Source organism: Pantoea phosphatilytica (genome assembly GCF_051025615.1).
Taxonomy (GTDB): domain Bacteria; phylum Pseudomonadota; class Gammaproteobacteria; order Enterobacterales; family Enterobacteriaceae; genus Pantoea.
Genome location: NZ_JBPFDF010000003.1, coordinates 281,554 through 306,320, shown reverse-complemented (window position 1 = coordinate 306,320; position 24,767 = coordinate 281,554). Strand labels below are relative to the sequence as shown.

Here is a 24,767-nt window from a genome sequence, read left to right as displayed (position 1 = left end):
TCCTGAATCGGGCTGGGGGAACCGGAGGTCAAACAGAAATCTGCGGCCTCACGGCGAGGCCGCCTGACGACTACTCGTCGATAGACGCTTTATAGGCATCTGCATCCAGCAGCGCGTCGATTTCAGACTCGTCGCTGGCTTTGATTTTAAATAACCAGCCGCCGTCATACGGCTCGCTGTTGACCTGCTCAGGTGAGTCGGTCAGCGCCTCGTTAACCGCGACCACTTCACCGCTGATCGGCGCATAAATATCTGAGGCGGCCTTAACGGACTCGGCAACGGCGCACTCTTCACCTGCGGCAAAGGTCGCGCCCACTTCCGGCAGGTCGACGAACACCATGTCGCCCAGTAACTCCTGCGCATGTTCCGTGATGCCTACGGTGTAACTGCCGTCAGCTTCTTTACGTACCCACTCGTGGCTGTCACGGTACTTCAACGTATTTGGCACATTGCTCATTGGCCTTTTCTCCTGAATAAAATTTACTGAGCGACCGGTTTACCGGCGCGGACAAAAACGGGACGGGTTACCTGGACCGGCATCTGGCGATTACGGATCTCAACGATGGCGCTGCTGCCGATGCTGGCCGGTACGCGCGCCAGGGCGATGCTGCAACCCAGTGTCGGTGAGAAAGAGCCGCTGGTGATGATCCCCTCCTGCAACTGCCCCTGACTATCGGTGAAGCGTACCGGCAGGCCGTTACGCAGCACCCCTTTTTCTGTGAGGATCAGCCCCACCAGCTTGTCGGTGCCCCGTTCGCGCTGCATTTCCAGCGCCTCCCGGCCGATGAAATCGCGATCGGTGGGTTCCCAGCAGATAGTCCAGCCCATATTGGCGGCCAGCGGTGACACGCTCTCATCCATCTCCTGACCATAGAGGTTCATACCCGCTTCCAGTCGCAGCGTGTCGCGCGCGCCCAGTCCGGCGGGCTTAACGCCGGCAGCCAGCAGACGCTGCCAGAACCCGGCCGCTTCCGCAGCGGGTAAGGCAATCTCATAGCCCGCCTCTCCGGTGTAGCCGGTAGTGGCGATAAACAGATCACCCGACTCCACACCGAAGAAAGGTTTCATGCCCGCCACTGCCTCGCGCTGCGCTGCGGTGAACAGCGTCTGAGCTTTCTGCTGCGCCTGCGGACCCTGCACGGCGATCAGTGCCAGGTCATTGCGTTCGGCAATCGTGATGCCATAGCCTTCGGCGTGCTGCGCGATCCAGGCGAGATCCTTTTCACGGGTCGCGGAGTTAACCACCAGCCGGAAAAAAGTTTCGCTCATAAAGTAAACAATTAAATCGTCAATGACGCCACCTGAGGCATTCAGCATGCCGGTATAGAGCGCTTTTCCCGGCTGAGTCAGTTTTGCCACATCGTTTGCCAGCAGATAACGCAGAAACTCACGGGTCCGCGGGCCCGTCAGATCGACAATGGTCATGTGGGAGACGTCAAACATACCGGCGTCGGTGCGCACCACATGATGCTCATCCATCTGCGAGCCATAGTGCAGCGGCATCATCCAGCCGTGAAAATCCACCATGCGGGCACCGCAGGCCTGATGCTGTTCAAACAGAGGTGTTTGCTGAGTCATAACGATCCTGTGCAGAAGCGAGTGAGTGCAAAAGTGCGCCGGCGTTCAGCACCGACGCAAACGTTCTCTTACGGCTGACGTTACCACCGAATCTGAAGATTAACCATAAGCAAACCGGGGGCGAAATCAGAAGCACAGCCTAACCAGGAAGGGGAGGCAGCAGGATAAAAAACTGCGATTTTGTGATTAATCGCGCAATAAATGCAGGTCTTCTAAATATACGTAGCAAATTTATGCGAGACGACGTCCGGGATGTTAAAAAAATGCCAGCCGCAGAAACGTCGGAAATGAAAAAAACTAATGCGAATTGAGCGGCAAAATTAGAATAAATCAAATGAGGAACCCTGCTGGTGCAGCGTTGCCTTTTTAGGGTGCAGAGGGCGTTAAGCGATAAAAAAAGCCAGCGCAGGCTGGCTTTCAGAGGGGGGATATTAGCGGAGCCAGGCGGGCAAGTCGTTCAGCCCCATCGCCTGCTTCAGCATCATCGGCTTGACGCCCGGCAGACGATCGGCCAGTTTCAGGCCCACGTCGCGCAGCAGTTTTTTCGCCGGATGATTACCCGCAAACATTTCACGGAAGCCCTGCATGCCTGCCAGCATCATGGCCGCGCTGTGCTTGCGGCTGCGCTCGTAGCGGCGCAGGTAGAGGTGCTGACCGATATCTTTGCCCTGCTGATGCAGGCGGCGAATTTCACCAATCAGCTCAGCGGCATCCATAAAGCCCAGGTTCACGCCCTGGCCTGCCAGCGGATGAATGGTGTGCGCCGCGTCGCCCACCAGCGCCAGACGGTGCGCAGCGAACTGACGGGCATAGCGCGCCACCAGCGGGAACGATTTGCGTTCACTCTCCAGCTGGCACAGGCCAAGCCGCATATCAAACGCCACGGCGAGCTGCTGATTGAACAGCGCGTCCGGCATGGTTTCCAGACGGCTCGCCTCCTGCGGTGAGAGCGACCAGACAATCGAGCTCAGATGCGGGTCCTGCATCGGCAGGAAGGCCAGAATGCCGTCGCCGTGGAACACCTGACGGGCCACCGCGTCATGCGGCTTTTCCGTGCGAACGTTGGCCACTAACGCGTGATGATCGTAATCCCAGAAGGTCAGCGGGATGTCAGCCTTGTTGCGCAGCCAGGAGTGGGCACCGTCGGCGGCAATCATCAGTCGCGCACTCAGCATGGTGCCATCCTGCAGGGTAATAAAGGCTTCGTTGTCACCAAAGGCAACCTGCTGCAGCTGCGCGGGCGCCATGATCGTAACATCGCTGCACTCAGTGGCGCGCTGCCAGAGCGCATGATGAATGACCGGATTCTCGATGATATGGCCCAGATGCGACAGGCCCTGCTGCTGATCGTCAAAGGCGATGGTGCCGAAACTGTCTCTGTCCCACACTTCCATGCCGTGATACGCGCGGCATCGCTGTGAGAGAATGGCCGACCAGACATCGAGCTTCTGCAGCAGCCGTTCGCTGGCGGCATTGATGGCTGACACGCGAATGGAGGGTGACGCACTCAGCGCCATCGATGGCTCTGGCGATTTCTCCAGCACGGCAATGCGCAGTCCGCTGCCCTGCAGGCCACAGGCTACCGCCAGTCCCACCATACCGCCACCGGCAATCACCACATCAAAAGTTTGCATCTGAGCCTCTTTATTAACGCTTGACCCAGCCAAGCGTGCGCTCGGCCAGTTGATTTCGTAGCCACGGCAGATGATCCATCGCCAGCAGGCCCAGGTTACGTCCCGCCACCAGCGGTCCATAACGATTTGCGAAGATGCGCACCAGCCCGTCGGTGATGCCGATGGTGGCGGTGCGGTCGGCCTGGCGACGCTGCTGATAGTGATGCAGCACCGGATAACTGCCGGGATCCTGCTGTTGCCGATGGGCGGCGGCCAGCGTTTCAGCCAGCGACATCACATCGCGCAGCCCCAGGTTAAAGCCCTGCCCGGCAATCGGATGCAGCGTCTGAGCCGCATTGCCGACGACCGCCACGCGGTGCGCAATCGGTGACACCGCCTGATGCAGCGCCAGCGGATAATATTCGCGCCGGCCGGTATGGGTAAATTTGCCCAGTCGCCAGCCAAAGGCGCGCTGCAGCTGGCTGAGAAAGTCGGCGTCGCTCCACTGTGCAACCCGGTCGCGCTGCGTGTCCGGATGACACCAGACCAGCGACAGGCGGTTGTCGGACATCGGCAGCAGCGCCAGCGGACCATGCTCGGTGAAACGTTCAAACGCCCGTCCCTGATGCGGCAGTGCCGCAGAGACATTCGCGATCACAGCAATCTGCTGATAGGCCTCTCTCTGCCACTGGATGCCGCAGGAGGCGGCCAGCGCAGAGCGCGTCCCATCTGCCGCGATCAGCAGCTGACCGCTGAGCCGCTCGTCATTATCCAGCGTCACCTCCACCTGCTGCGCGGTACGCTCCGCGCGGACTACGCGGGCCGGACAGCGCAGAGTGACACCCGGGGCCTTTTTCAGCTCCGCAAACAGCCGCTGCCCGACGTCGAACAGACCGACCACCTGCCCCAGCGCCGGAATAGCGTAATCTGCTGCCGTCAGCGAGACAAAACCGGCGTGACCCCGGTCAGAAACGTGGATATCGGTAATCGGCGTGGCACAACTGGCGATGTGCTGCCACAGGTTAATGTCCGCCAGTTGCTGGCAGGTGCCGGCAGAAAGCGCAATTGCACGGCCATCAAAACCCGGATGCGCGCGGCTGCCCGGCTCGCTGCTTTCAATCAGCGTAACCGGCAGCGTGCCCTGAGTCAGGTGGGAGATCGCCAGCGCCAGCGTCGCCCCGGTCATGCCGCCACCGGCAATCAGAATCGTCATGCCTGTCGAGCCGCCGCCATCAGTGCTTCAATCTCATCGGCCTCTTTCACGACGCTGTCGGTGAGATTCTCGATGCCGGTTTCGGTGATCACGATGTCATCTTCGATGCGGATACCAATCCCGCGATAGCGGGCGGGCACATCCGCATCCGGCGCGATATAGAGGCCCGGCTCGACGGTTAACACCATGCCCGGCTCCAGAATCCGATCGCGGCTGGGGGTGCCATAATGACCGACATCATGCACATCCAGACCCAGCCAGTGGCTCAGACCATGCATAAAGAATGCGCGATGCGCCTCTTCCGCGATCAGGGTATCGACATCACCCTCCAGGATCTCCAGCTCCACCAGCCCCGTGACCATGATGCGTACCACTTCATCATTCACTTCACGGATGCTGACGCCGGGACGGAACAGCTCAAGCGAGCGTTTCAGGGAGGCCAGTACGATGTCATAGATAGCGCGCTGGGCCGGGCTGAATTTGCCGTTCACCGGGAAGGTTCGGGTGATGTCGCCTGCATAGCCCTGGAACTCGCAGCCCGCATCGATCAGCACCAGATCGCCATCGCGCATCTCACTTTCATTTTCGGTGTAGTGCAGAATGCAGCCGTTTTCGCCCGCGCCCACGATGGTGTTATAGGAGGGATAACGTGCACCGTGACGGGTAAATTCGTGATGAATTTCCCCTTCGAGCTGATACTCGAACATGCCCGGCTGACAGGTCTGCATCGCGCGGGTATGCGCCAGCGCGGATATCTCCCCGGCACGGCGTAGCAGCGCGATCTCATCCTCATCTTTAAACAGGCGCATCTCATGCACCCACGGACGCCAGTCCGTCACGGTCGCTGGCGCACTGAGATTCTGGCGGAACCCGCGGCGCAGCTTATCCAGCGCGCCGGAGACCAGCGTATCCGCGTAGGCGTATTCGCCCTGCGCGTGGTAGATCACATCCAGGCCGTTGAGCAGCAGGTGAAGCTGTTCGCCGATGTCGTTCCAGGGTAAAGCGCGATCGACGCCCAGTTTTTCCGGCGCCGCCTGCTGGCCCAGCCTGCGGCCAGACCAGATTTCTGCGTTGGGATCGCGTACCCGGTTAAACAGCACGCTGTGGTTATGATTTTCATCGCTTTTAATCAACACCAGCAGCGCCTGCGGTTCATTGAACCCGGTAAAATACCAGAAATCGCTGCTCTGGCGGAACGGATACTCGCTGTCGTTACTGCGGGTTACTTCGGGCGCAGCAAAAATCAGCGCTGCGCTTCCTGGCGCCATCTTCGCCAGCAGTGCCTGACGGCGCTGCAGGAATCGTTCCAGTGAAATCATTTCTGCACTCCCTGTAAACTGACCGGTTAAACGGGTTGCCCTGAAATCAGTGTAGCGTCGGCTTCTGAACTTCTGGCGCGGTGGGCTGCGGACGGGTGAAGCTGTCGTGACACAGCAGTGCCGCCACGCGCACATATTCGATCACCTCTTCCAGCGACTGCTCCAGCTCTTCCTGGTCTTCATCTTCTTCATAACCGAGCTGTGCAATCGTGCGCAGATCGTCGATAGCTTCGCCGGTTTCACCGGTGACTTTATCCAGTTTAGGCTGTGTTACGCCCAGGCCGAGCAGAAAATGGTTAACCCAGCCGGCCAGCGCGTCGGCGCGGTCAAAGACGGTGATGTCATCGTCAGCGGGCAGAAGCAGCTGAAACAGGAAACCGTCATCTTCCAGTGTAGTCGCCGTGTGTTCATGCAGCGCCGCCAGTGGCACGGCAAGAGTGTGTGAAAACGCCATGCCTTCGTTAGCCAGATCGTGTACCAGCGTCTTCCAGCTGGTGTCCTGGTTACCGCCGCAAAGGATGCCGCTCAGGAGACCGTGCATTTCTGCTGGTGTCATTCCCACACCCTGCTGTGAGAGTACGGCGGCAAGCGCGTTGTAATCGGGGGTTGCGTTCTGTAAGGACATAAGTTTTCATCGTCGTTGGCAGAATAAGTTCGTGTTATGCTACCACTAGCTGCCTCAAGGTTTCCAGAAAAGGGGTTGTATCTTATTTCGTGGGTCTATATAGTTGCCCGCCTCCCAAGCCATTGACTGCTAAGGGAGTTGCGAGCGAAGTAATCAGTCAGGAAGGTGGCATGTCTGCACAACCGGTAGATTTACAAATTTTTGGTCGTTCGTTGAGAGTGAATTGTCCGCCAGAGCAGCAAGATGCGCTCAATAGCGCGGCTGACGATCTCAATCAACGGTTGCAAGATCTAAAAGTTCGCACTAGAGTCACAAATACAGAACAACTGGTGTTCATCGCCGCGTTAAACATCTGCCACGAGCTGGCGCAGGAGAAAGTGAAAACGCGCGACTATGCTGCTAATATGGAACAGCGCATCCGTATGTTGCAGCAGACGATTGAACAGGCACTGGTTGAGCAGGGTCGCATCTCTGAACGTGAAGGTGCGAAGTTCGAATAAAACTTCATGGTTGCTCTGTGTCAGGCAACGGTGAGGTAAATTTTCTCTGAGATGTTTGCATGTGGGCCAGTCCCCTGAGCCGATATTTCGAAAAAACAGAATGTGACGCTCTGTAACCTGTGTGCATGCTCGGTTCGTCCGAGAAGCCTGATGGTTACGACGGCATGTTCACCTTGAACCAAGGGTTCAAGGGTTACAGCCTGCGGCGGCATCTCGGAGATCTCCCTTCTTTTCGTCCTGCTTTTTTCCCCCGACCGACATGTTATAGTGGCTGCTCAGCGGCTTATCCGGCGGGGAAATCATGTCAGAACCTTCCATGACACAACGTCAGGCGATTCGTCAGCAGGTCCGCCATCTGCGGCGTGCTCTGACCGATGAGCAGCAGGCTCAGGCGGCGGAACAGCTCGCTGAACTCGCCCTGAACTTCGCGCCACTCTCTGCGGCAGACACTGTGGCGCTGTTCCTCTCTGTCGATGGTGAGCTCAATACCCGGCCACTGATCGCCCGGCTCTGGCACCTGAAAAAAACGGTCTGCCTGCCGGTGTTACACCCCTTCTCTCCCGGTCATTTACTCTTTTTACGCTACACGCCCGACACCCCGTTGATGACGAACAGGCTGGGCATCCCGGAACCGCCGCTGGATATCCGGCAGTTGATCACGCTGGAGCAGCTGGATCTGATGCTGGTGCCGCTGGTGGCATTCGATCGCCACGGGCAGCGGCTGGGAATGGGCGGCGGCTTCTACGATCGCACGCTGCAGCACTGGCGGCAGCACGGCTTCCTGCCCGTGGGTGTGGCGCACGACTGTCAGCAGGTAGAGGAGTTGCCGGTAGCAGAGTGGGATGTGCCGCTGCCTGCGGTCATCACGCCGTCGACGCTCTGGCAGTGGGAGTAGCAGCGCCCTTTTCAGACGGCTGAAAAACCCGATCGGGCAGAAAAAAGAGTGCAGCGTAAAAGGAACGGGCTCAGCCGCAAAGCAGCCTGAGCCTGACGTTGCTGACAACGGGAAGTGGCGCGACCTTGCGCCACCTCCTGTCTGAACGGCTTAGTAAAGCAGACGGGCGCGGATGGTGCCCGGAATGGCCTTCATCAGCTGCAGGGCTTTATCCGCCACTTCTGGCTCCGCATCAATATCGATCACCACATAGCCCATAAATGGCGAGGTCTGCAGATACTGCGCGGCAATGTTGATGCCCTGCTCCGCAAAAATCTGGTTGATGGCCGTCAGCACACCCGGACGGTTCTCATGGATATGCAGCAGACGGCTGGCGCTGATACCGTGGATCGGCAGCGACACCTCCGGGAAATTCACCGCTGACAGGGTTGATCCGTTGTCGGAGTATTTCGCCAGCTTGCCCGCCACTTCAATCCCGATGTTCTCCTGCGCTTCTTCCGTTGAGCCGCCAATGTGCGGCGTCAGGATTACGTTATCGAACTCGCTCAGCGGAGAGATGAAAGGATCGCTGTTGGTGGCCGGCTCGACCGGGAAGACGTCGATAGCAGCGCCACCCACCTGCTTGCTGGCCAGCGCGTCGCACAGCGCCGGAATATCGACTACGGTACCGCGTGAGGCGTTAATCAGCAGCGCACCAGGCTTCATCTGTGCCAGCTGCTCTGCACCAATCATATCCTGCGTGGAGAGGGTTTCCGGTACGTGCAGGCTGACAACATCGCTCATGTTAAGCAGATCGGCCAGATGACGAACCTGGGTGGCGTTACCCAGCGGCAACTTGTTTTCAATGTCGTAGAAGAAGACGTGCATCCCCAGGCTTTCCGCCAGCACGCCCAGCTGCATACCGATGTGACCGTAACCGATGATACCCAGCTTCTTGCCGCGCGCTTCAAACGACCCTTTGGCATTCTTGTTCCAGATGCCACGGTGAGCTTTCGCATTCGCTTCCGGGATGCCACGCAGCATCAGCAGCATCTCACCAATCACCAGTTCCGCTACTGAGCGGGTATTGGAGAACGGCGCGTTGAACACGGGGATCCCGCGGCTGGCCGCAGCGTCCAGGTCCACCTGGTTGGTCCCGATACAGAAACAGCCCACGGCAACCAGCTTTTCAGCCGCGGCAAAAATCTCTTCAGTGAGCTGGGAGCGGGAACGGATACCAATGAAATGCGCATCGCGGATCGATGCTTTTAATGCGTCAGAGTCCAGTGCGCCCTTGTGGAATTCGATGTTGGTGTAGCCTGCTGCCCGCAGGTTATCCAGCGCACTCTGATGGACACCTTCCACCAGCAGGAACTTAATCTTATCTTTTTCCAGTGATACCTTTGCCATTTCCCGATCCTATTCAGCGTTCAATGAGGACTACCATAAGCCAGCCTTCTGTCAAAATATCAAAAAAATCGCGTCCGGCAATACAAACGATTGCCCGAAGGCCAGCACGGCAACGGCTGACGGCAGCACATTGCCGGACAAAATCATGAGGTGGGCGTGGAAGAGAGAACGAACCCGCTGCCGATGACAGTTATGTGACATAAGTCACCAAATTTCATCCTGGCGAGAAAAGATGATTTGCAGGCAGAAATAACCGGCGCCGGAGTGACGCCGGCCAGATCATCTTTTGATGGTTTTCACCCCATCCGGCCCGCCGATCAGCGCGATATCGGCACCGCGCGCGGCAAACAGGCCAACGGTAACCACGCCTGGCAGGGCATTGATAGTTTTTTCCAGTTCGATCGGGTCGAGGATACGCAGATTATGCACGTCGAGAATAATGTTGCCGTTGTCGGTAACCACGTTCTGACGATACTCCGGCAGGCCCCCCATTTTCACCAGTTCACGCGCCACGTAGCTGCGCGCCATCGGGATCACCTCAACCGGCAGCGGAAAACGGCCCAGGATATCCACCTCTTTGGAGGCGTCCGCAATGCAGATAAAGGTCTGCGCCACCGCGGCCACGATTTTCTCCCGCGTCAGCGCCGCCCCGCCGCCTTTGATCATCTGCATCCGGGGATTAATCTCATCCGCGCCATCGACATAGATCGACAGCTGGTCAACCTCGTTCAGATCGAACACCTGAATGCCCAGGCTTTTCAGCTTCTGGGTCGAGGCATCGGAGCTGGAGACGGCACCGTCAATCTGATGTCTGACCGTGGCAAGCGCATCGATAAAGTGGGACGCGGTCGATCCGGTACCAACACCAACAATAGTGCCTGGCTGCACGTACTCAAGTGCAGCCCAGCCAACGGCTTTTTTCAGTTCATCCTGGGTCATGGTATGTTTAAAACCTGTGCGACAACGAAGTGCGCGTAGTATAAAACAAGGCTTGCTGAAAATGCGCGGCTGACCGACGTGGATTTATCGGTTTGGAAGCCAGCCCACAAAAACAAGTGAGCCATCACCGGTGACACTTCTGTGGCATAGTGACGTCCACCCTGAAGGAGAGAAAACAAAAATGAAACGCCCGGATTATCGAACGCTTCAGGCGCTGGATTCAGTGATCCGCGAACGCGGATTTGAGCGTGCTGCACAGAAATTGTGCATCACTCAGTCGGCGGTGTCGCAGCGCATCAAGCAGCTGGAGAACCTGTTTGGTCAGCCGCTGCTGGTGCGCACGGTGCCGCCGCGGCCCACCGAACAGGGTCAGAAACTACTGGCATTACTGCATCAGGTGGAACTGCTGGAAGAGGAGTGGCTGGGCGATGAGAACAGTGGCACCACGCCGCTGCTGCTGTCGCTGGCGGTCAACGCCGACAGTCTGGCAACCTGGCTGTTGCCTGCGCTGAAGGATGTGCTGGCAGACTCGCCAGTGCGCCTTAACCTGCAGGTTGAAGATGAGACCCGCACGCAGGAGCGCCTGCGTCGCGGTGAAGTCGTCGGTGCGGTCAGTATCCAGCCGCAGCCTCTGCCCAGTTGCCTGGTGGATCAGCTCGGCGCGCTCGACTACCTGTTCGTGGCGTCGCGTGACTTTGCCGATCGCTTCTTCCCCAACGGCGTCACACGCTCTGCCCTGCTGAAAGCGCCTGCGGTGGCGTTTGATCATCTTGACGATATGCATCAGGCCTTTCTGCAGCAGAACTTTGACCTGTCACCCGGCAGCGTGCCCTGCCACATCGTGAACTCCTCGGAGGCTTTTGTGCAGATGGCACGCCAGGGCTCGACCTGCTGTATGATCCCGCATCTGCAGATTGAGCGTGAGCTGGCGAGCGGTGAGTTGATCGATCTGACGCCGGGCCTCTATCAGCGCCGGATGCTCTACTGGCATCGGTTTGCGCCAGAAAGCCGGTTAATGCGCCGGGTGACCGATGCGCTGATTGCGCATGGACATCGGGTGCTGCGTCAGGATGAGGTCGCTGCCTGAAAACAAAAACGGGGCATCAGCCCCGTTTTTTTATTGTGCCGCGTTGGGCTTGATCTCAAACACCACATCGACCTGATCGTCAAAGTTGATGCTCTGCTGATCGTAGGTCTCCTGCGCAGAAGTCTCTGGTGCCGCCGCCGCTTTATACATGCGGTTCATCGGCATCGGCTGATAGTTGGCAACCTGATAGCGAATGCTGTAGATCGGCCCCAGCTTCGCGTTGAATCCTTCCGCCAGCTGAGAGGCCTGCTGGGTCGCATTCTGAATCGCCGCTTTACGCGCCTGCTCTTTGTAGCTCTCCGGGTTGGCCACGCCTAACTCGACGCTGCGAACCTCGTTCAGACCGGACTTCAGCGCCCCATCCAGCAGATCGTTCAGCTTATCCAGCTGACGCAGCGTGACCTGCACCTGACGGACGGCACGGTAGCCTTTCAGCACCGATTTCCCCTCTTTGGTATAGTCATACTCAGGCTGAGTGCTCAGGTTAGCGGCATCGATATCTTTCTTCTCAATACCGTTTTTCTGCAGAAAATCGAAATATTGTGCAACCCGGCTGTCCGCCTGCTTTTTCGCATCGGCAGCGTCTTTGGATGAGACATTCACCACAATAGAGAGCGTGGCGATATCGGGACGGGCATCGACTGTTGCCTTGCCTGAGGTCACCACGTGGGGCCCGTTTGGTAACTCATCAGCGTGTACGCCAGGCAGTGCCCCGGCGCTCATGATTGCGGCCAGAGCCAATGCTTTCAGTTTCATGAAAGTCCTCCTTGAAAAGGTCACTATGACGGCTTCTAACCGGCGAAGCCCAGCAGCGCATCGGTATGCGCCATGCTTTGAGTGGTCATTATGGCAAAAGTTCGCCCGCCATGCGGCAATTACCGGCACGGATCGCGGGCCGGGATCAAAAACCAGCCATACCCTGGCGTGCCAGCTGCAGGGCGATAAACCACATGACCGCGCCGACCAGCAGATTGATGATGCGCTGTGCTCTCACCGTGCGCAGTCGCGGAGAGAGCCACGCTGCCAGCAGCGCCAGACCGAAGAACCACAGAACCGATGCGCTGATGGTCCCCAGTGCGAACCACTGGCGCGCTGTGGTGGTCGGCAGCTGACCGCCCAGACTGCCCAGTACCACAAAAGTATCAAGGTAGACGTGCGGATTGAGCCAGGTGACCGCCAGCAGCGTTGCGATAATCCGCCCGCGGCCCTGCTTTAACAGCTCGCCATCCGCCAGATCGGCGTCGCCGCGAAAAGCACTGCGCAGCGCACCCCAGCCGTACCACAACAGAAAGGCAACGCCTGCCCAGGTGATCGCCATCAGCAGCAGCGGCGACTGGTTCAGCAGTGCGCTGCCGCCGAAGATCCCGCCACAAATCAGCAGAATATCGCTCAGCGAGCAGAGTGCCGCCGTCATCAGATGATACTGACGCTTCACACCCTGATTCATGACAAACGCGTTCTGCGGGCCCAGTGGCAGGATCAGCGCAGCACCCAGGGCAAGCCCCTGAAAATAGAGAGATAACACGGAATAACTTCCTCACAGGATTGGATGTGATGAAGTATAAGGAGAGAAGATAATAAGCGGAAATTGAAAGATTTAATCTGCGATTAGCAAAATTAATGGGCGACTGCAGCCGCCCAAAAGGATTACTGCGGCTGTGCCCCGGCTGAAGCGGCCTCCGGCTGACGGCTGGTGTGCAGATGCACATCCATCTGCGGATAAGGAATACCGATACCTTTCTCATCCAGCGCCCGCTTGAAGTTCTTCATCAGGTCCCAATAGACATTCTGCAGGTCTCCACTGTTACTCCAGCAGCGCACTACGAAGTTGAGAGAGGAGGTAGCCAGCTCGTTCAGGCCGATCTGAATGCCCTTATCTTTCAGCACGCGGCTATCAGCTTCAACCACCTGCTGCAGTAAGGCGATCACCTCATCCACATCCGCGTCATAGGCGACGCCAATGATAAATTCATTGCGGCGAACCGGTTCGCGCGAGAAGTTAACGATGTTGCCACTAATGATCTTGCCGTTGGGCACGACCACAATTTTGCCATCTGCCGTGCGCAGTGTAGTGGAGAAGATCTGCACATGCAGGACGGTGCCCATGACGCCGCCCAGATCGACAAATTCACCGGTCCGGAACGGACGGAAGGTCACCAGCAGTACGCCAGCCGCCAGGTTTGAGAGCGAGCCCTGTAAGGCCAGACCCACGGCCAGACCGGCGGCACCCAGCACGGCGATCACCGAGGCGGTCTGGACGCCAATGCGTCCCAGCGCGGCGATCAGCGTAAAGGCGATGACGCCGTAACGCACCAGTGCAGAGAGGAAATCCGCGACCGTGGCGTCGATGTGACGGGCGCGCAGCAGGCGATTGACCGTGTTAGAGATAATGCGGGCGATAATCATCCCGACAATAAGAATGGCGATGGCCGCAACGATATTAACGGCATAGCTGAGGATCAGCGCCTGATTGCGTATCAGCCAGTTGCCCGCGTTATTGATGCCGTCGACGACGTGTAACTCTTCCATTAATAAGCCCTGTTGTTAGATTCCCATCGGGGAATGACAAAACTGCCAGATGTAATCCGACACCCTGTTAACAAGGGTAATCAATTATCGGATGAAGTGCCAAATCCCCCCGGCTTCCGGCAGGATTAACGCATAAAAAAAGGCCCTTTCGGGCCTTTTTTGTACGGTAACGGATAAAGGTTACAGAACGTCGACAGCGTTAAGCTCTTTGAAAGCCTGCTCCAGACGCACGACCATCGAGGACTGGGCAGAACGCAGCCAGACGCGTGGGTCGTAATATTTTTTGTTTGGCTTGTCGTCGCCTTCCGGGTTACCCAGCTGCGACTGCAGGTAGCCTTCGTTCTTTTTGTAGTACTGCAGAATGCCGTCCCAGGTCGCCCATTGGGTATCGGTATCGATGTTCATCTTGATCACGCCGTAGCTGATAGACTCTTCGATTTCTGCTGCTGAAGAACCTGAACCGCCGTGGAAAACGAAGTCCAGCGCGTTGTGCGGCAGGCCATGTTTTTCACACACGAATTTCTGCGAATCGCGCAGGATGGTCGGGGTCAGTTTGACGTTGCCTGGCTTGTAAACGCCGTGAACGTTACCGAATGAGGCCGCAATGGTGAAGCGCGGGCTGATCGCATGCAGTTTTTCGTACGCGTAGTTCACATCTTCTGGCTGGGTGTAAAGTGCTGACGCGTCCATGTGGCTGTTATCCACGCCATCTTCTTCACCACCGGTGCAGCCCAGTTCGATCTCCAGGGTCATGTCGAGTTTCGCCATGCGCGCCAGGTACTTACTGCTGATTTCGATGTTCTCTTCCAGAGACTCTTCTGACAGGTCGATCATGTGAGATGAGAAGAGTGGCTTACCATTTTTCTGGAAATACTCTTCGCCCGCGTCCAGCAGACCGTCAATCCACGGCAGCAGTTTCTTGGCACAGTGGTCGGTGTGCAGGATAACCGGCACGCCATACTGCTCTGCCATCAGGTGAACGTGGTGTGCACCGGCGATCGCACCGAAGATGGCCGCGGCCTGTGGCTTGTCACTCTTGAAGCCTTTACCCGCGATAAAGGCTGCACCGCCGTTAGAGAACTGGATGATGATTGGCGCTTTCACTTTCGCTGCAGCTTCGAGTGCCGCATTGATGGAGTCGGTGCCGACGCAGTTTACGGCTGGCAGTGCGAATTTGTTCTCTTTTGCAACTTTGAAGATCTTCTGTACGTCATCACCAGTGACAACGCCGGGTTTTACGAAATCAAAAATTTTAGACATGATTGTGTCCTGTTTCGTGACCGTTGTTCCCCTTAAGGAACGTCGATTTAAACGCCCAGTCGGGCAAGACTTCAGGCGATGCCGTCAGGCATCGCCCCCAAAGGATTACTGCTTCGCACGCTCTTCCAGCATGGCAACGGCCGGCAGTTTTTTGCCTTCCACGAACTCCAGGAATGCGCCGCCGCCGGTCGAGATGTAGGAAATTTTGTCTTCAATGCCGAACAGATCGATAGCCGCTAAGGTATCGCCGCCGCCTGCTACAGAGAACGCGTCGCTGTCTGCAATGGCATTAGCCACGATCTCGGTGCCTTTACGGAAGTTAGGGAACTCAAACACGCCTACCGGGCCGTTCCACAGGATGGTTTTAGCATCCTTCAGGATCGCAGCCATCGCCTGTGCGGTTTCATCACCGAAGTCCATAATCTCTTCGTTATCCGCCACTTCCGAAACCTTTTTCACGGTTGAAGGGGCAGTTTCAGAGAATTCCGTGCCGACGCGGGAGTCAACCGGAACCGGGATACCATACTGGTCGCGCAGGCCTTTAGCCGCTTCCACGAAGTCTGGCTCATAGAGTGATTTACCGACCTTGTTGTCGATAGCCACGAAGGTGTTAGCGATGCCGCCGCCGACAATCACGGTGTCCGCGATTTTCACCAGCGACTGCAGCACGTCAAATTTGGTAGAGACTTTAGAGCCACCGACGACCGCAACCAGCGGACGCTCAGGGTTGCTCATTACTTTACCCAGCGCTTCCAGCTCAGCAGAGAGCAGCGGGCCTGCACAGGCGACAGGGGCAAATTTGCCGACGCCGTGGGTAGAGGCTTGTGCGCGGTGCGCGGTACCAAAGGCATCCATCACAAACACGTCACACAGTGCAGCATATTTTTTAGACAGCGCTTCGTCGTCTTTCTTTTCGCCTTTGTTGAAGCGAACGTTTTCCAGAACGACCAGCTCGCCAGCGCCGACGTCAACGCCGTCGAGGTAATCTTTAGCCAGCGTCACGGTGGTGCCGTTCAGCTTCTCTTTCAGGTAGTTAACTACCGGCAGCAGTGAGAACTCTTCGTTGTATTCACCTTCGGTCGGACGACCCAGGTGAGAGGTAACCATTACTTTCGCGCCCTGTTTCAACGCCGCTTCAATGGTTGGCAGTGAAGCACGGATACGTGCATCAGACGTCACTTTACCTTCTTTAACAGGTACGTTCAGATCGGCACGGATCAGCACGCGTTTGCCAGCCAGATCCAGATCGGTCATCTTAATTACAGACATGGTGAATCCTCTCGTTGATTCTCATAAGTTTTGCCAGACGCAAACCGCGTCTTACCTGAAACCACTTGCGGCCATCGCTAACGTCGTGTCGAGCATCCGGTTAGCGAAGCCCCATTCGTTGTCACACCAGACCAGGGTCTTGATAAGGTGTTGACCACTGACCCGCGTTTGTGTTCCATCCACAATGGCACTGTGCGGATCATGGTTAAAATCGACTGAGACTAACGGTAATTCCGTATAGTCAACTATACCACGAAATGCCCCCTCTGCTGCGCTTTGCAGCAGGGTGTTCACCTCACACGCCTTCACGGCCTGGCGCACAGAGACGCTGAGATCGATGGCCGTGACGTTAATGGTCGGCACACGCACGGCTATCGCCTCAAAGCGATCGTTGAATTTCGGAAAAATGCGGGTGATTCCGGCCGCCAGACGCGTATCGACCGGAATGATCGACTGACTGGCGGCGCGGGTGCGACGCAGATCGCTGTGATAGGCGTCGATCACCTGCTGATCGTGCATCGCGGAGTGGATCGTGGTGACGGTGCCGGACTCGATGCCAAAGGCGTCATCCAGCAGTTTGATCACCGGAATAATGCAGTTGGTGGTACAGGAGGCGTTGGAGACGATGCGGTCGCTGGCCGTCAGATCCTGCTGGTTCACGCCATACACGACGGTCGCGTCGAGGTCATGGCCGCCGGGATGCGAGAAGAGTATCTTCTTCGCCCCCGCCTGCAGATGCGCTTCGCCATCAGCGCGCGAGCCGTAGACGCCCGTGCAGTCCAGCACTATATCCACATCCAGTTCGCGCCAGGGAAGATCGGCAATGGCGGCGCGGTGCAGAATGCGCACGGTATCGCCCCCGACACAGAGCACATCGCGCTCCTGGCGCACATCGAAAGCAAAACGGCCGTGGCTGGTATCATACTTCAGCAGGTGCGCCATACCGGTGGCCTCTGCCAGCTCGTTGATGGCGACCACGGTGATTTCCGCCCGCCGGCCCGTTTCATAGAGCGCGCGCAGGACGTTGCGTCCAATCCGGCCAAAACCATTTATCGCTACCCGTACCGTCATTTCTCTCCTGCCACGTCAGACTGAAAAAAACGTGCCGTTAGCCTGAGCGTTTCACTGCATTTTGTACAGGAGATTCTTACCCGGCATTGTCCGAAACCAGGGCGATCTGCCCGGCGACTGAAACGGTTCAGCTACAATAATAGAAGGAAGGAATAACGGGAATGACTGTGATCAATCTGCCTGCTTAAATTTGGATCTGCATCACAAAAACGGGCAAAAATCAGTTATTACTGCAGGAATAAAAGAGGAAAAAGGGACGAAAAGATCGTCCCCGAGTTTTACTGCCAGGCGGGTGAAGCGCCGCCTGGCCGCGTTTTTATGCCAGCAGCGCCTTCGCTTTCGCGACCACGTTGTCGACGGTAAAGCCAAACAGTTCAAACAGCTGATCCGCAGGAGCAGATTCGCCAAAGCTGGTCATGCCCACAATCGCGCCGTTCAGGCCGGTGTATTTGAACCAGTAATCTGCGATGCCCGCTTCAATAGCAACGCGTGCGCTGACCGCTTTCGGCAGCACAGATTCACGGTACTCTTCGCTCTGCTTGTCGAAAGCATCGGTCGATGGCATGGAGACCACGCGCACTTTACGGCCTTCGCTGGTCAGTTTATCCCAGGCGCCTACTGCCAGTTCCACTTCTGAACCGGTAGCGATCAGGATCAGCTCCGGCGTACCTTCACAGGTTTTCAGCACGTATCCGCCGCGCGCGACGTTCGCCAGCTGTGCAGCATCACGTTCCTGCTGCGCCAGGTTCTGACGGGAGAAGATCAGCGCCGTCGGGCCATCTTTACGCTCAATAGCATATTTCCACGCCACCGCAGACTCCACCTGGTCGCAAGGACGCCACAGGCTCATGTTTGGCGTGGTGCGCAGGCTCGCCATCTGCTCAACCGGCTGATGCGTCGGGCCATCTTCGCCCAGACCAATGGAGTCATGGGTGTAGACCATGATCTGACGGATCTTCATCAGGGCCGCCATACGCGCGGCGTTACGCGCATACTCCACAAACATCAGGAAGGTTGCGGTGTAAGGCAGGAAGCCGCCGTGCAGCGCCAGGCCATTGGCGATGGCGGTCATACCGAACTCGCGCACGCCGTAATGGATGTAGTTACCGGCCGCATCTTCATTGATCGGCTTAGAGCCGGACCAGATGGTCAGGTTACTTGGCGCCAGATCGGCTGAGCCACCCAGGTACTCTGGCAGAATTTTACCAAAGGCTTCAATGGCGTTCTGTGAGGCCTTACGGCTGGCAATCTTCGCCGGGTTGGCCTGCAGCTGCTCAACAAATTTCTGTGACTCTTCCTGCCAGTTCGCCGGCAGCTCGTTGCTGACGCGACGTGTGAACTCAGCCGCCAGCTCCGGATGCGCCTGCGCATAGGCAGCAAATTTCTCATTCCAGGCAGACTCTTTCGCCTGACCCGCTTCTTTCGCGTCCCACTCAGCGTAGATTTCAGAAGGGATCACAAACGGTGCGTGGTTCCAGCCCAGCTGTTTGCGGGTCAGTGCTACTTCGTCATCGCCCAGCGGCGCGCCGTGAGAATCGTGGGTGCCCGCTTTGTTCGGTGAACCGAAGCCGATCACGGTTTTGCACATCAGCAGTGAAGGCTTGTCGCTGACGCTTTTCGCTTCGTCGATCGCTTTAGCAATCGCGTCTGCATCGTGGCCATCGATGCCACGGATCACATGCCAGCCGTACGCTTCAAAGCGCTTCGCGGTGTCATCAGTGAACCAGCCATCAATGTGACCGTCGATAGAGATACCGTTGTCATCATAGAAGGCCACCAGCTTGCCCAGCTTCAGGGTTCCCGCCAGCGAGCAGACTTCGTGAGAGATGCCTTCCATCATGCAGCCATCGCCCATGAAGACATAGGTGTTGTGGTCTACGATATCATGACCCGGACGGTTGAACTGGGCTGCCAGTGTGCGCTCAGCAATCGCGAAGCCAACGGCGTTCGCAATGCCCTGCCCCAGCGGGCCGGTGGTGGTTTCCACGCCTGCGGTGTAGCCATATTCCGGATGACCTGGAGTTTTTGAGTGCAGCTGGCGGAAGTTTTCCAGCTCGCTCATCGGCAGATCGTAGCCGGTCAGGTGCAGCAGGCTGTAGATCAGCATTGAGCCGTGACCGTTAGAGAGCACGAAACGGTCGCGGTCAGCCCACTGCGGGTTCGTTGGGTTGTGGTTCAGATAGCCGCGCCAGAGGACTTCAGCGATGTCCGCCATACCCATCGGGGCACCCGGATGTCCCGACTTCGCTTTCTGTACTGCATCCATACTTAACGCACGAACGGCGTTGGCAAGCTCTTTACGAGAGGGCATTTTCTACTCCAGGTCGGATTAATGCTTCGCACCTTAACTTATTGTTATTAATGAGTTAGCGGGCAAAACAAGGAAAAAGTTGCCCATCAATGTACATGAAAATCGGGGCAAAAGTACATGCTGTAAAACGCTAAATGCAGCCGCTTCGTCTGGCTTTTCCGGCCAACTCTGCTAGCAAAGTGCGGACGGGCACGCTATAACCAAAACGTTTATTCACCTGACTGCGTTTCAGGTGTTTGTTTTTCTTACCTTGTTATGAATGGGATAGAGCATGAAAATCCAGAAAACGGTATGTGCGCTGGGGCTGGCGACGCTGCTCAGCGGCTGTCAGGGTTTAGACAATAACGGGCTGATGCAGTCAGGCGCACAGGCGTTTCAGGCTTATACCCTGAGCGACGATCAGGTAAAGCAGCTGAGCGATCAATCCTGTGAGCAGATGGACAAGGATAATCAGATCGCCCCGGCAAACAGCGACTATCAGCAGCGGCTGAACAAGATCGCGGCCGCGCTGGGCGATAACATTAATGGCGTGCCGGCTAACTACAAGGTCTATCAGACCAAAGATGTCAACGCCTGGGCGATGGCAAACGGCTGTATCCGTGTTTACAGCGGCCTGATGGATATGATGACCGACAACGAAGTTGAAGGCGTGCTGGGCCATGAGATGGGCCACGTCGCGCTGGGCCATACGCGCAAGGCGATGCAGCTGGCGTATGCCACCACCGCCGCCCGCACGGCTGCCGCGTCGGTGGGGGGTGTAATCGGCTCCCTGTCGCAGTCGCAGCTGGGCGAAATGGGTGAAAAGCTGGTTAACGCCCAGTTCTCTCAGTCTCAGGAGTCGCAGGCGGATGATTACTCTTACGATCTGATGAAGAAGCGCAACATCAACCCGATGGGTCTGGTGACCAGTTTCGAGAAGCTGGCGAAGCTGGAACAGGGTCGTCAGAGTTCAATGTTTGACTCTCACCCGGCCTCTGAAGCGCGTGCGGAGCATATTCGTGAGCGCATCGCGGCAGACGCGAAGTAACGTCAAAGGCGGGTGCAGCCGGAGGGATGCGCCCGCCATGCGGCTCAGCGGTCTAGCGGTGGAAGATCTGATTCACCATAGAGCCCAGATCGAGTTTGTTCTCGTGCAGTGAGGCTTCATCCATCTGCCCCTGCGGTGACATCCGGTCAATCAGCTGCGGCAGAATCACCGCCAGCGTCCCCGCCGCCCCCTGCACATCCGTGCCCAGTTTATCCGCCAGCGACTGCAGCTCAGACTGGCCAAACGCCGAGTGAATATCGTTGTGCGCCAGCGGCTGGTTCGCGCCGGTGCCAATCCACGAGCTGAAAACGTCACCCAGTCCGCCCTGCTGGAATTTTTGCAGCAACACTTCGACACCGCCCTGCTCCTGCACCCAGTGCCAGACAGCCTGAAGCTGCCCCGGAAGATGCCCGTCACTCTGGTGGTTCTGCAGTGAACCCGCCAGTTCATCAAGAAAGCCCATGATTGCCTCCACATTGAGAATGGGTATCAATAAGTTTAGTTGCTGATGCGGGGTTGCGCCCGGATCACGGGCTGACGTGGCGGGTGGAGACGGTGCGGGCGAGGCGTGGGCACAGAGAGAAACAGAGGACAAACGCCTGCCGGACGCAGCCAGCAGGCGTGGGATAGCGCGGGGATTAACCTTTGTTCACAGCCTGAACATGCAGCATATCCAGCGCCAGCGTGGCCGCAGCCAGCGCGGTCAGATCGGCGTGGTCATAGCCCGGGGCGACTTCAACCAGGTCCATGCCGACAATGTTCATCCCCTGCAGGCCACGGATCAGTTTGGTCGCCTTGTCGGTGGTAAGACCGCCAATGACCGGCGTACCGGTGCCAGGCGCATGGGCCGGGTCCAGGCAGTCGATATCGAACGTCAGATAGACCGGCAGGTCGCCGACGGTACGTTTTACTTCAGCCAGGATATCATCAACGCTGCGGTCATTGACCTGCGCCGCATCCAGCACGTTGAAGCCCAGGCTCTTGTCGAACTCGGTGCGGATACCGATCTGCACGGAGTGCTGTGGATCGATCAGCCCCTCTTTCGGCGCGGTAAAGAACATGGTGCCGTGGTCGAACGTCGGGCCATTCGAGTAGGTGTCAGTGTGCGCATCGAAGTGCACCAGCGCCATCCTGCCGAAATGTTTCGCATGAGCGCGCAGCAGCGGCAGCGTAACGTAGTGGTCGCCGCCAAAGGTCATCATGCGCTTGCCATTCGCCAGCAGTTTTTCTGCATGGGCCTGTAACTTGTCGGAGAGATCCTGCGAATCACCGAAGGCGTAAACAAGATCGCCGCAGTCGACGACGTTCAGACGCTGACGCAGATCGAAATCCCACGGCCAGCGGCAGCCTTCCCACGCCAGGTTGGTGGAGATCTGACGGATCGCTCCCGGCCCCAGGCGGCTGCCCGGACGACCCGAGGTGGCGGCATCGAAAGGAACGCCGGTGATCACCCATTCGGCGTCGCTGTCATAAGGCTGAAAGTTCAGCGGGAAACGCATAAAGCCGAAGGCGTTAGAGACCAGGGAGTTGTCGTACTGATTGCCAAGCGTGTTGTACATAATTGCTCTCTCTTTGTGCGTGAGTCGGGCCAGGCCCGCAAGCCATTAAGGTTGAGATGAAAAAAATCCCCTCCGCGTCGTTAGGCCCGACGAGGAAGGGATTGAGTGTGTCAGATTATCGACATAGTGAACGGCAACTGCAATATGCGATCGCCGCCTGCCCGCGTCGGTTACTCATCTTCTAAATAGGTGTATCCGTAAAGGCCGCTCTCAAACTCTTCGAGGAACTGCGCACGCAGCTCGTCGTCGATATCGGAGGTCTGAACCTGATTACGGAACAGCGTCATCAGCTCGTTGGGATCCAGCTGCACGTAGCGCAGCATGTCTGCCACGGTGTCCCCTTCGTCGGAGAGCTGCACTTCCACTTCCCCGTTCTCGCGCGCGTAGACATCCACCGCCTCGGTGTCGCCGAACAGGTTGTGCATGTTGCCCAGGATCTCCTGATAGGCGCCGACCATAAAGAAGCCCAGCATCGGCGGGTTATCCAGGTCATATTCCGGCATCGGCAGCGTGGTTGCGATACCGTCGCCATCCACGTAGTGATCGATGGTGCCATCGGAGTCACAGGTGATGTCGAGCAGCACGGCACGACGCTCCGGCTTTTTGTTCAGCCCTTCCAGCGGCAGCACCGGGAAGAGCTGGTCGATACCCCACGCATCCGGCATTGACTGGAACAGCGAGAAGTTCACATAGATCTTATCCGCCATCCGCTCCTGCAGTTCGTCGATGATCGGACGGTGCGCACGGTTGCTGGGATCGAGATGCTGCTGGATGTAATGGCAGATGCTCAGGTAGAGCTGCTCGGCCCATGAACGCTGTTTAAGATCGTAGGTGCCGGACGAGTAGCCGGTGTGGATATCAGACAGATCCATCTGGCTGTCATGCAGCCATTCACGCAGCGAACGGCGGGTGTCCGGCTCGTGCATCTCCTGCCAGGTTTCCCACATGCTGAGGATCGGACGTGGCGCATCCGGTTCCGGCGTTTCAGGTTCGCTGAATTCGTTGCGCTCCACGCCGATGATGTTTGAGACCAGCACGGTATGGTGTGCGGTCACGGCACGGCCCGACTCGGTGATGACCGTCGGGTGTTCCAGACCATGCTCATCACAGGCGGCACCAATCGCCCAGATTACATTGTTCGCGTACTCATTCAGCCCATAGTTGACCGAGCAGTCAGACTGCGAGCGTGTGCCTTCGTAATCGACACCCAGACCGCCGCCGACGTCGAAGCATTTGATGTTGACGCCCAGCTTCGCCAGCTCCACATAGAAGCGCGCCGACTCACGCACGCCGGTGGCGATATCGCGGATGTTGGCCATCTGCGATCCCAGATGGAAGTGCAGCAGCTGCAGGCTGTCGATGCGACCCGCTTCGCGCATGATCTCAACCAGTTTCAGTACCTGGGTTGCCGACAGACCGAACTTCGACTTTTCGCCGCCGCTTGACTGCCATTTGCCGGAGCCCTGCGACGCCAGACGCGCACGGATACCCAGACGCGGCACCACGTTGAGACGCTCGGCCTCTTCCAGCACCAGCCGGACCTCGGTCATCTTCTCCAGCACCAGATAGACCTTGTGGCCCATCTTTTCGCCAATCAGCGCCAGACGAATATATTCACGGTCTTTGTAGCCGTTACAGACGATCACCGAACGGGTCTGACCGGCATGCGCCAGCACCGCCATCAGCTCTGCTTTTGAGCCAGCTTCCAGTCCCAGCGGCTCACCGCTGTGGATCAGCGACTCAATCACCCGCTTATGCTGGTTAACCTTGATCGGGTAAACCAGGAAGTAGTCGCCGGTATAGCCGTAAGATTCGCGCGCACGTTTAAAGGCGGCGTTGATAGAGCGCAGACGGTGCTGCAGGATTTGCGGGAAGCAGAAGAGCGCGGGCAGACGCTGGCCCTGCGCTTCGCGCTCTTTAACCAGCCGGGCTAAATCGACGCGCACCTCGGGGCGATCCGGGTCCGGGCAGACGCTGATATGGCCCAGCTCGTTAACGTCGTAATAGTTGTTGCCCCACCAGGCGATGTTGTACGTGCGCAACATTTTGCTCGCATCCTGATCGTTCATTGCAACCTCCTGCATGGAGCGGAGTGTACCCTGTTCGCCAGCTGACGAACCTTTGATATTCTTCATGTCGTCAGACATCGCGAACCTCAATTTTCCGTTGAAAGATGAAACTGTTAACCGGCTGTATGGCCGCCAATCTGAAAACCTGTCGCCACATTAAATGCAATGTCCTGTTCACCTGACATTCTCGTCAGCGCGATTCACGCCTCAGCGTTAAGTGTAAAACACCCTGACCATCCCGGTTTAAACAGAGAACATTTAACCGATCGGTATAGACCAGAGATAACCAGTGTCGTTCCGCTGCGCAGCCGCAGAGAAGTAACAAACCCCTGAGAACAGAGATAAAGATTAGCCGGTGCCTGTGTCGGTAAAATTACCGCACCGGACAGCGTGTCGGCAGGCATGAGAAACAGATGGGAAGCAGGAGAGAGCCAGCGCAGCCGCGCTGCGCAGAGAACCGAAAGAAGAAAACGCGTGGTTCATTACTTGTATCACCTCCGCATATGCCAGGGGC

22 protein-coding genes and 1 other RNA gene are annotated in these 24,767 nt (G+C 57.4%); 5 read left to right on the top strand and 18 right to left on the bottom strand.

Annotated elements, in window-relative coordinates; translation table 11 throughout:
• Positions 1-70: 70 nt before the first annotated feature.
• The 6 genes from gcvH to ACR6AS_RS14070 form a co-directional block, all read right to left on the bottom strand.
• Positions 71-457, bottom strand: coding sequence for a glycine cleavage system protein GcvH (gene gcvH, locus ACR6AS_RS14095; RefSeq protein ID WP_434162579.1), 387 nt, complete (start codon positions 455-457; stop codon positions 71-73).
• 23 nt (positions 458-480) lie between these two features.
• Positions 481-1,578 carry a glycine cleavage system aminomethyltransferase GcvT gene (gene gcvT, locus ACR6AS_RS14090; RefSeq protein WP_111142083.1) on the bottom strand — a complete coding sequence of 366 codons (1,098 nt, stop codon included), beginning with the start codon at positions 1,576-1,578 and terminating at the stop codon, positions 481-483.
• Between the two features lie 431 nt (positions 1,579-2,009).
• Entirely contained in the window at positions 2,010-3,212 is a 1,203-nt protein-coding gene (gene ubiI / locus ACR6AS_RS14085) for an FAD-dependent 2-octaprenylphenol hydroxylase (protein ID WP_111142082.1), read from the bottom strand.
• 13 nt (positions 3,213-3,225) lie between these two features.
• The gene (ubiH, locus tag ACR6AS_RS14080) at positions 3,226-4,404 is read right to left on the bottom strand and encodes a 2-octaprenyl-6-methoxyphenyl hydroxylase (protein WP_111142081.1); all 1,179 of its coding nucleotides are present in this window, start codon (positions 4,402-4,404) and stop codon (positions 3,226-3,228) included.
• Positions 4,401-5,723, bottom strand: coding sequence for a Xaa-Pro aminopeptidase (gene pepP, locus ACR6AS_RS14075; protein WP_418798503.1), 1,323 nt, complete (start codon positions 5,721-5,723; stop codon positions 4,401-4,403). Before pepP ends, ubiH begins: the two co-directional genes overlap by 4 nt.
• Before the next feature lie 46 nt (positions 5,724-5,769).
• Positions 5,770-6,348, bottom strand: coding sequence for a YecA/YgfB family protein (locus ACR6AS_RS14070; protein WP_111140634.1), 579 nt, complete (start codon positions 6,346-6,348; stop codon positions 5,770-5,772).
• 170 nt (positions 6,349-6,518) lie between these two features.
• Here ACR6AS_RS14070 and zapA point away from each other — a divergent pair, with 170 nt between their 5' ends.
• From zapA to ACR6AS_RS14055, 3 genes are all read left to right on the top strand, one after another.
• Positions 6,519-6,848: a cell division protein ZapA gene (gene zapA / locus ACR6AS_RS14065; RefSeq protein ID WP_111140635.1), complete on the top strand. Its 330-nt coding sequence runs from the start codon at positions 6,519-6,521 to the stop codon at positions 6,846-6,848.
• Positions 6,849-6,888: 40 nt separating this feature from the next.
• Positions 6,889-7,072, top strand: a non-coding RNA gene (gene ssrS / locus ACR6AS_RS14060) — 6S RNA.
• Positions 7,073-7,149: 77 nt separating this feature from the next.
• A complete protein-coding gene (locus ACR6AS_RS14055) occupies positions 7,150-7,743 on the top strand; it encodes a 5-formyltetrahydrofolate cyclo-ligase (protein WP_367395810.1) in 594 nt (197 codons plus the stop codon).
• Positions 7,744-7,893: 150 nt separating this feature from the next.
• Here the strand turns inward: ACR6AS_RS14055 and serA are convergent, their stop codons facing one another.
• Positions 7,894-9,132 (bottom strand): phosphoglycerate dehydrogenase, encoded by a 1,239-nt coding sequence (gene serA / locus ACR6AS_RS14050; RefSeq protein WP_111140637.1) that lies wholly within the window; start codon positions 9,130-9,132, stop codon positions 7,894-7,896.
• A gap of 279 nt (positions 9,133-9,411) precedes the next feature.
• Positions 9,412-10,071 (bottom strand): ribose-5-phosphate isomerase RpiA, encoded by a 660-nt coding sequence (gene rpiA, locus ACR6AS_RS14045; RefSeq protein WP_111140638.1) that lies wholly within the window; start codon positions 10,069-10,071, stop codon positions 9,412-9,414.
• Between the two features lie 181 nt (positions 10,072-10,252).
• Between rpiA and ACR6AS_RS14040 the strand changes: the two genes are divergently transcribed.
• On the top strand, positions 10,253-11,158 hold the full coding sequence (locus ACR6AS_RS14040; protein ID WP_128083922.1) for a LysR family transcriptional regulator ArgP: 906 nt from the start codon (positions 10,253-10,255) through the stop codon (positions 11,156-11,158).
• Positions 11,159-11,188: 30 nt separating this feature from the next.
• Here ACR6AS_RS14040 and ACR6AS_RS14035 read toward each other — a convergent pair whose 3' ends face one another.
• From ACR6AS_RS14035 to tkt, 7 genes are all read right to left on the bottom strand, one after another.
• The gene (locus tag ACR6AS_RS14035) at positions 11,189-11,914 is read right to left on the bottom strand and encodes an oxidative stress defense protein (RefSeq protein ID WP_111140640.1); all 726 of its coding nucleotides are present in this window, start codon (positions 11,912-11,914) and stop codon (positions 11,189-11,191) included.
• Positions 11,915-12,059: 145 nt separating this feature from the next.
• Positions 12,060-12,683, bottom strand: a complete 624-nt coding sequence (gene argO / locus ACR6AS_RS14030; protein ID WP_111140641.1) for an arginine exporter ArgO — start codon at positions 12,681-12,683, stop codon at positions 12,060-12,062.
• 122 nt (positions 12,684-12,805) lie between these two features.
• Positions 12,806-13,687: a small-conductance mechanosensitive channel MscS gene (mscS, locus tag ACR6AS_RS14025; protein ID WP_434162571.1), complete on the bottom strand. Its 882-nt coding sequence runs from the start codon at positions 13,685-13,687 to the stop codon at positions 12,806-12,808.
• Between the two features lie 180 nt (positions 13,688-13,867).
• The gene (gene fbaA / locus ACR6AS_RS14020; protein ID WP_111140643.1) at positions 13,868-14,947 is read right to left on the bottom strand and encodes a class II fructose-bisphosphate aldolase; all 1,080 of its coding nucleotides are present in this window, start codon (positions 14,945-14,947) and stop codon (positions 13,868-13,870) included.
• A 105-nt stretch (positions 14,948-15,052) separates the two neighbouring features.
• On the bottom strand, positions 15,053-16,216 hold the full coding sequence (gene pgk / locus ACR6AS_RS14015) for a phosphoglycerate kinase (RefSeq protein ID WP_111140644.1): 1,164 nt from the start codon (positions 16,214-16,216) through the stop codon (positions 15,053-15,055).
• Between the two features lie 51 nt (positions 16,217-16,267).
• A complete protein-coding gene (gene epd / locus ACR6AS_RS14010) occupies positions 16,268-17,287 on the bottom strand; it encodes an erythrose-4-phosphate dehydrogenase (RefSeq protein WP_111140645.1) in 1,020 nt (339 codons plus the stop codon).
• A 316-nt stretch (positions 17,288-17,603) separates the two neighbouring features.
• A complete protein-coding gene (tkt, locus tag ACR6AS_RS14005; protein ID WP_111140646.1) occupies positions 17,604-19,598 on the bottom strand; it encodes a transketolase in 1,995 nt (664 codons plus the stop codon).
• Between the two features lie 271 nt (positions 19,599-19,869).
• Between tkt and loiP the strand changes: the two genes are divergently transcribed.
• Positions 19,870-20,625 (top strand): metalloprotease LoiP, encoded by a 756-nt coding sequence (loiP, locus tag ACR6AS_RS14000; protein WP_111140647.1) that lies wholly within the window; start codon positions 19,870-19,872, stop codon positions 20,623-20,625.
• A 52-nt stretch (positions 20,626-20,677) separates the two neighbouring features.
• Here the strand turns inward: loiP and ACR6AS_RS13995 are convergent, their stop codons facing one another.
• From ACR6AS_RS13995 to speA, 3 genes are all read right to left on the bottom strand, one after another.
• The gene (locus ACR6AS_RS13995) at positions 20,678-21,088 is read right to left on the bottom strand and encodes a YidB family protein (protein ID WP_111140648.1); all 411 of its coding nucleotides are present in this window, start codon (positions 21,086-21,088) and stop codon (positions 20,678-20,680) included.
• 175 nt (positions 21,089-21,263) lie between these two features.
• Positions 21,264-22,184: an agmatinase gene (gene speB / locus ACR6AS_RS13990; RefSeq protein ID WP_111140649.1), complete on the bottom strand. Its 921-nt coding sequence runs from the start codon at positions 22,182-22,184 to the stop codon at positions 21,264-21,266.
• Between the two features lie 170 nt (positions 22,185-22,354).
• Complete coding sequence (gene speA / locus ACR6AS_RS13985) at positions 22,355-24,331, bottom strand: biosynthetic arginine decarboxylase (RefSeq protein ID WP_111140650.1); 1,977 nt, start codon at positions 24,329-24,331, stop codon at positions 22,355-22,357.
• Positions 24,332-24,767 lie beyond the last annotated feature (436 nt).

Bases quoted from the DNA above. Each gene is read 5' to 3' on its own strand.
- ACR6AS_RS14040 (WP_128083922.1), top strand. From the start codon at position 10,253: ATGAAACGCCCGGATTATCGAACGCTTCAGGCGCTGGATTCAGTGATC.
- loiP (WP_111140647.1), top strand. From the start codon at position 19,870: ATGAAAATCCAGAAAACGGTATGTGCGCTGGGGCTGGCGACGCTGCTC.
- fbaA (WP_111140643.1), bottom strand. From the start codon at position 14,947: ATGTCTAAAATTTTTGATTTCGTAAAACCCGGCGTTGTCACTGGTGAT.
- pgk (WP_111140644.1), bottom strand. From the start codon at position 16,216: ATGTCTGTAATTAAGATGACCGATCTGGATCTGGCTGGCAAACGCGTG.
- speB (WP_111140649.1), bottom strand. From the start codon at position 22,184: ATGTACAACACGCTTGGCAATCAGTACGACAACTCCCTGGTCTCTAAC.
- serA (WP_111140637.1), bottom strand. From the start codon at position 9,132: ATGGCAAAGGTATCACTGGAAAAAGATAAGATTAAGTTCCTGCTGGTG.
- zapA (WP_111140635.1), top strand. From the start codon at position 6,519: ATGTCTGCACAACCGGTAGATTTACAAATTTTTGGTCGTTCGTTGAGA.
- rpiA (WP_111140638.1), bottom strand. From the start codon at position 10,071: ATGACCCAGGATGAACTGAAAAAAGCCGTTGGCTGGGCTGCACTTGAG.
- mscS (WP_434162571.1), bottom strand. From the start codon at position 13,687: ATGGAAGAGTTACACGTCGTCGACGGCATCAATAACGCGGGCAACTGG.
- speA (WP_111140650.1), bottom strand. From the start codon at position 24,331: ATGTCTGACGACATGAAGAATATCAAAGGTTCGTCAGCTGGCGAACAG.
- gcvH (WP_434162579.1), bottom strand. From the start codon at position 457: ATGAGCAATGTGCCAAATACGTTGAAGTACCGTGACAGCCACGAGTGG.
- ACR6AS_RS14055 (WP_367395810.1), top strand. From the start codon at position 7,150: ATGTCAGAACCTTCCATGACACAACGTCAGGCGATTCGTCAGCAGGTC.
- gcvT (WP_111142083.1), bottom strand. From the start codon at position 1,578: ATGACTCAGCAAACACCTCTGTTTGAACAGCATCAGGCCTGCGGTGCC.
- ACR6AS_RS14035 (WP_111140640.1), bottom strand. From the start codon at position 11,914: ATGAAACTGAAAGCATTGGCTCTGGCCGCAATCATGAGCGCCGGGGCA.
- epd (WP_111140645.1), bottom strand. From the start codon at position 17,287: ATGACGGTACGGGTAGCGATAAATGGTTTTGGCCGGATTGGACGCAAC.
- tkt (WP_111140646.1), bottom strand. From the start codon at position 19,598: ATGCCCTCTCGTAAAGAGCTTGCCAACGCCGTTCGTGCGTTAAGTATG.
- ACR6AS_RS14070 (WP_111140634.1), bottom strand. From the start codon at position 6,348: ATGTCCTTACAGAACGCAACCCCCGATTACAACGCGCTTGCCGCCGTA.
- ubiH (WP_111142081.1), bottom strand. From the start codon at position 4,404: ATGACGATTCTGATTGCCGGTGGCGGCATGACCGGGGCGACGCTGGCG.
- ubiI (WP_111142082.1), bottom strand. From the start codon at position 3,212: ATGCAAACTTTTGATGTGGTGATTGCCGGTGGCGGTATGGTGGGACTG.
- pepP (WP_418798503.1), bottom strand. From the start codon at position 5,723: ATGATTTCACTGGAACGATTCCTGCAGCGCCGTCAGGCACTGCTGGCG.
- ACR6AS_RS13995 (WP_111140648.1), bottom strand. From the start codon at position 21,088: ATGGGCTTTCTTGATGAACTGGCGGGTTCACTGCAGAACCACCAGAGT.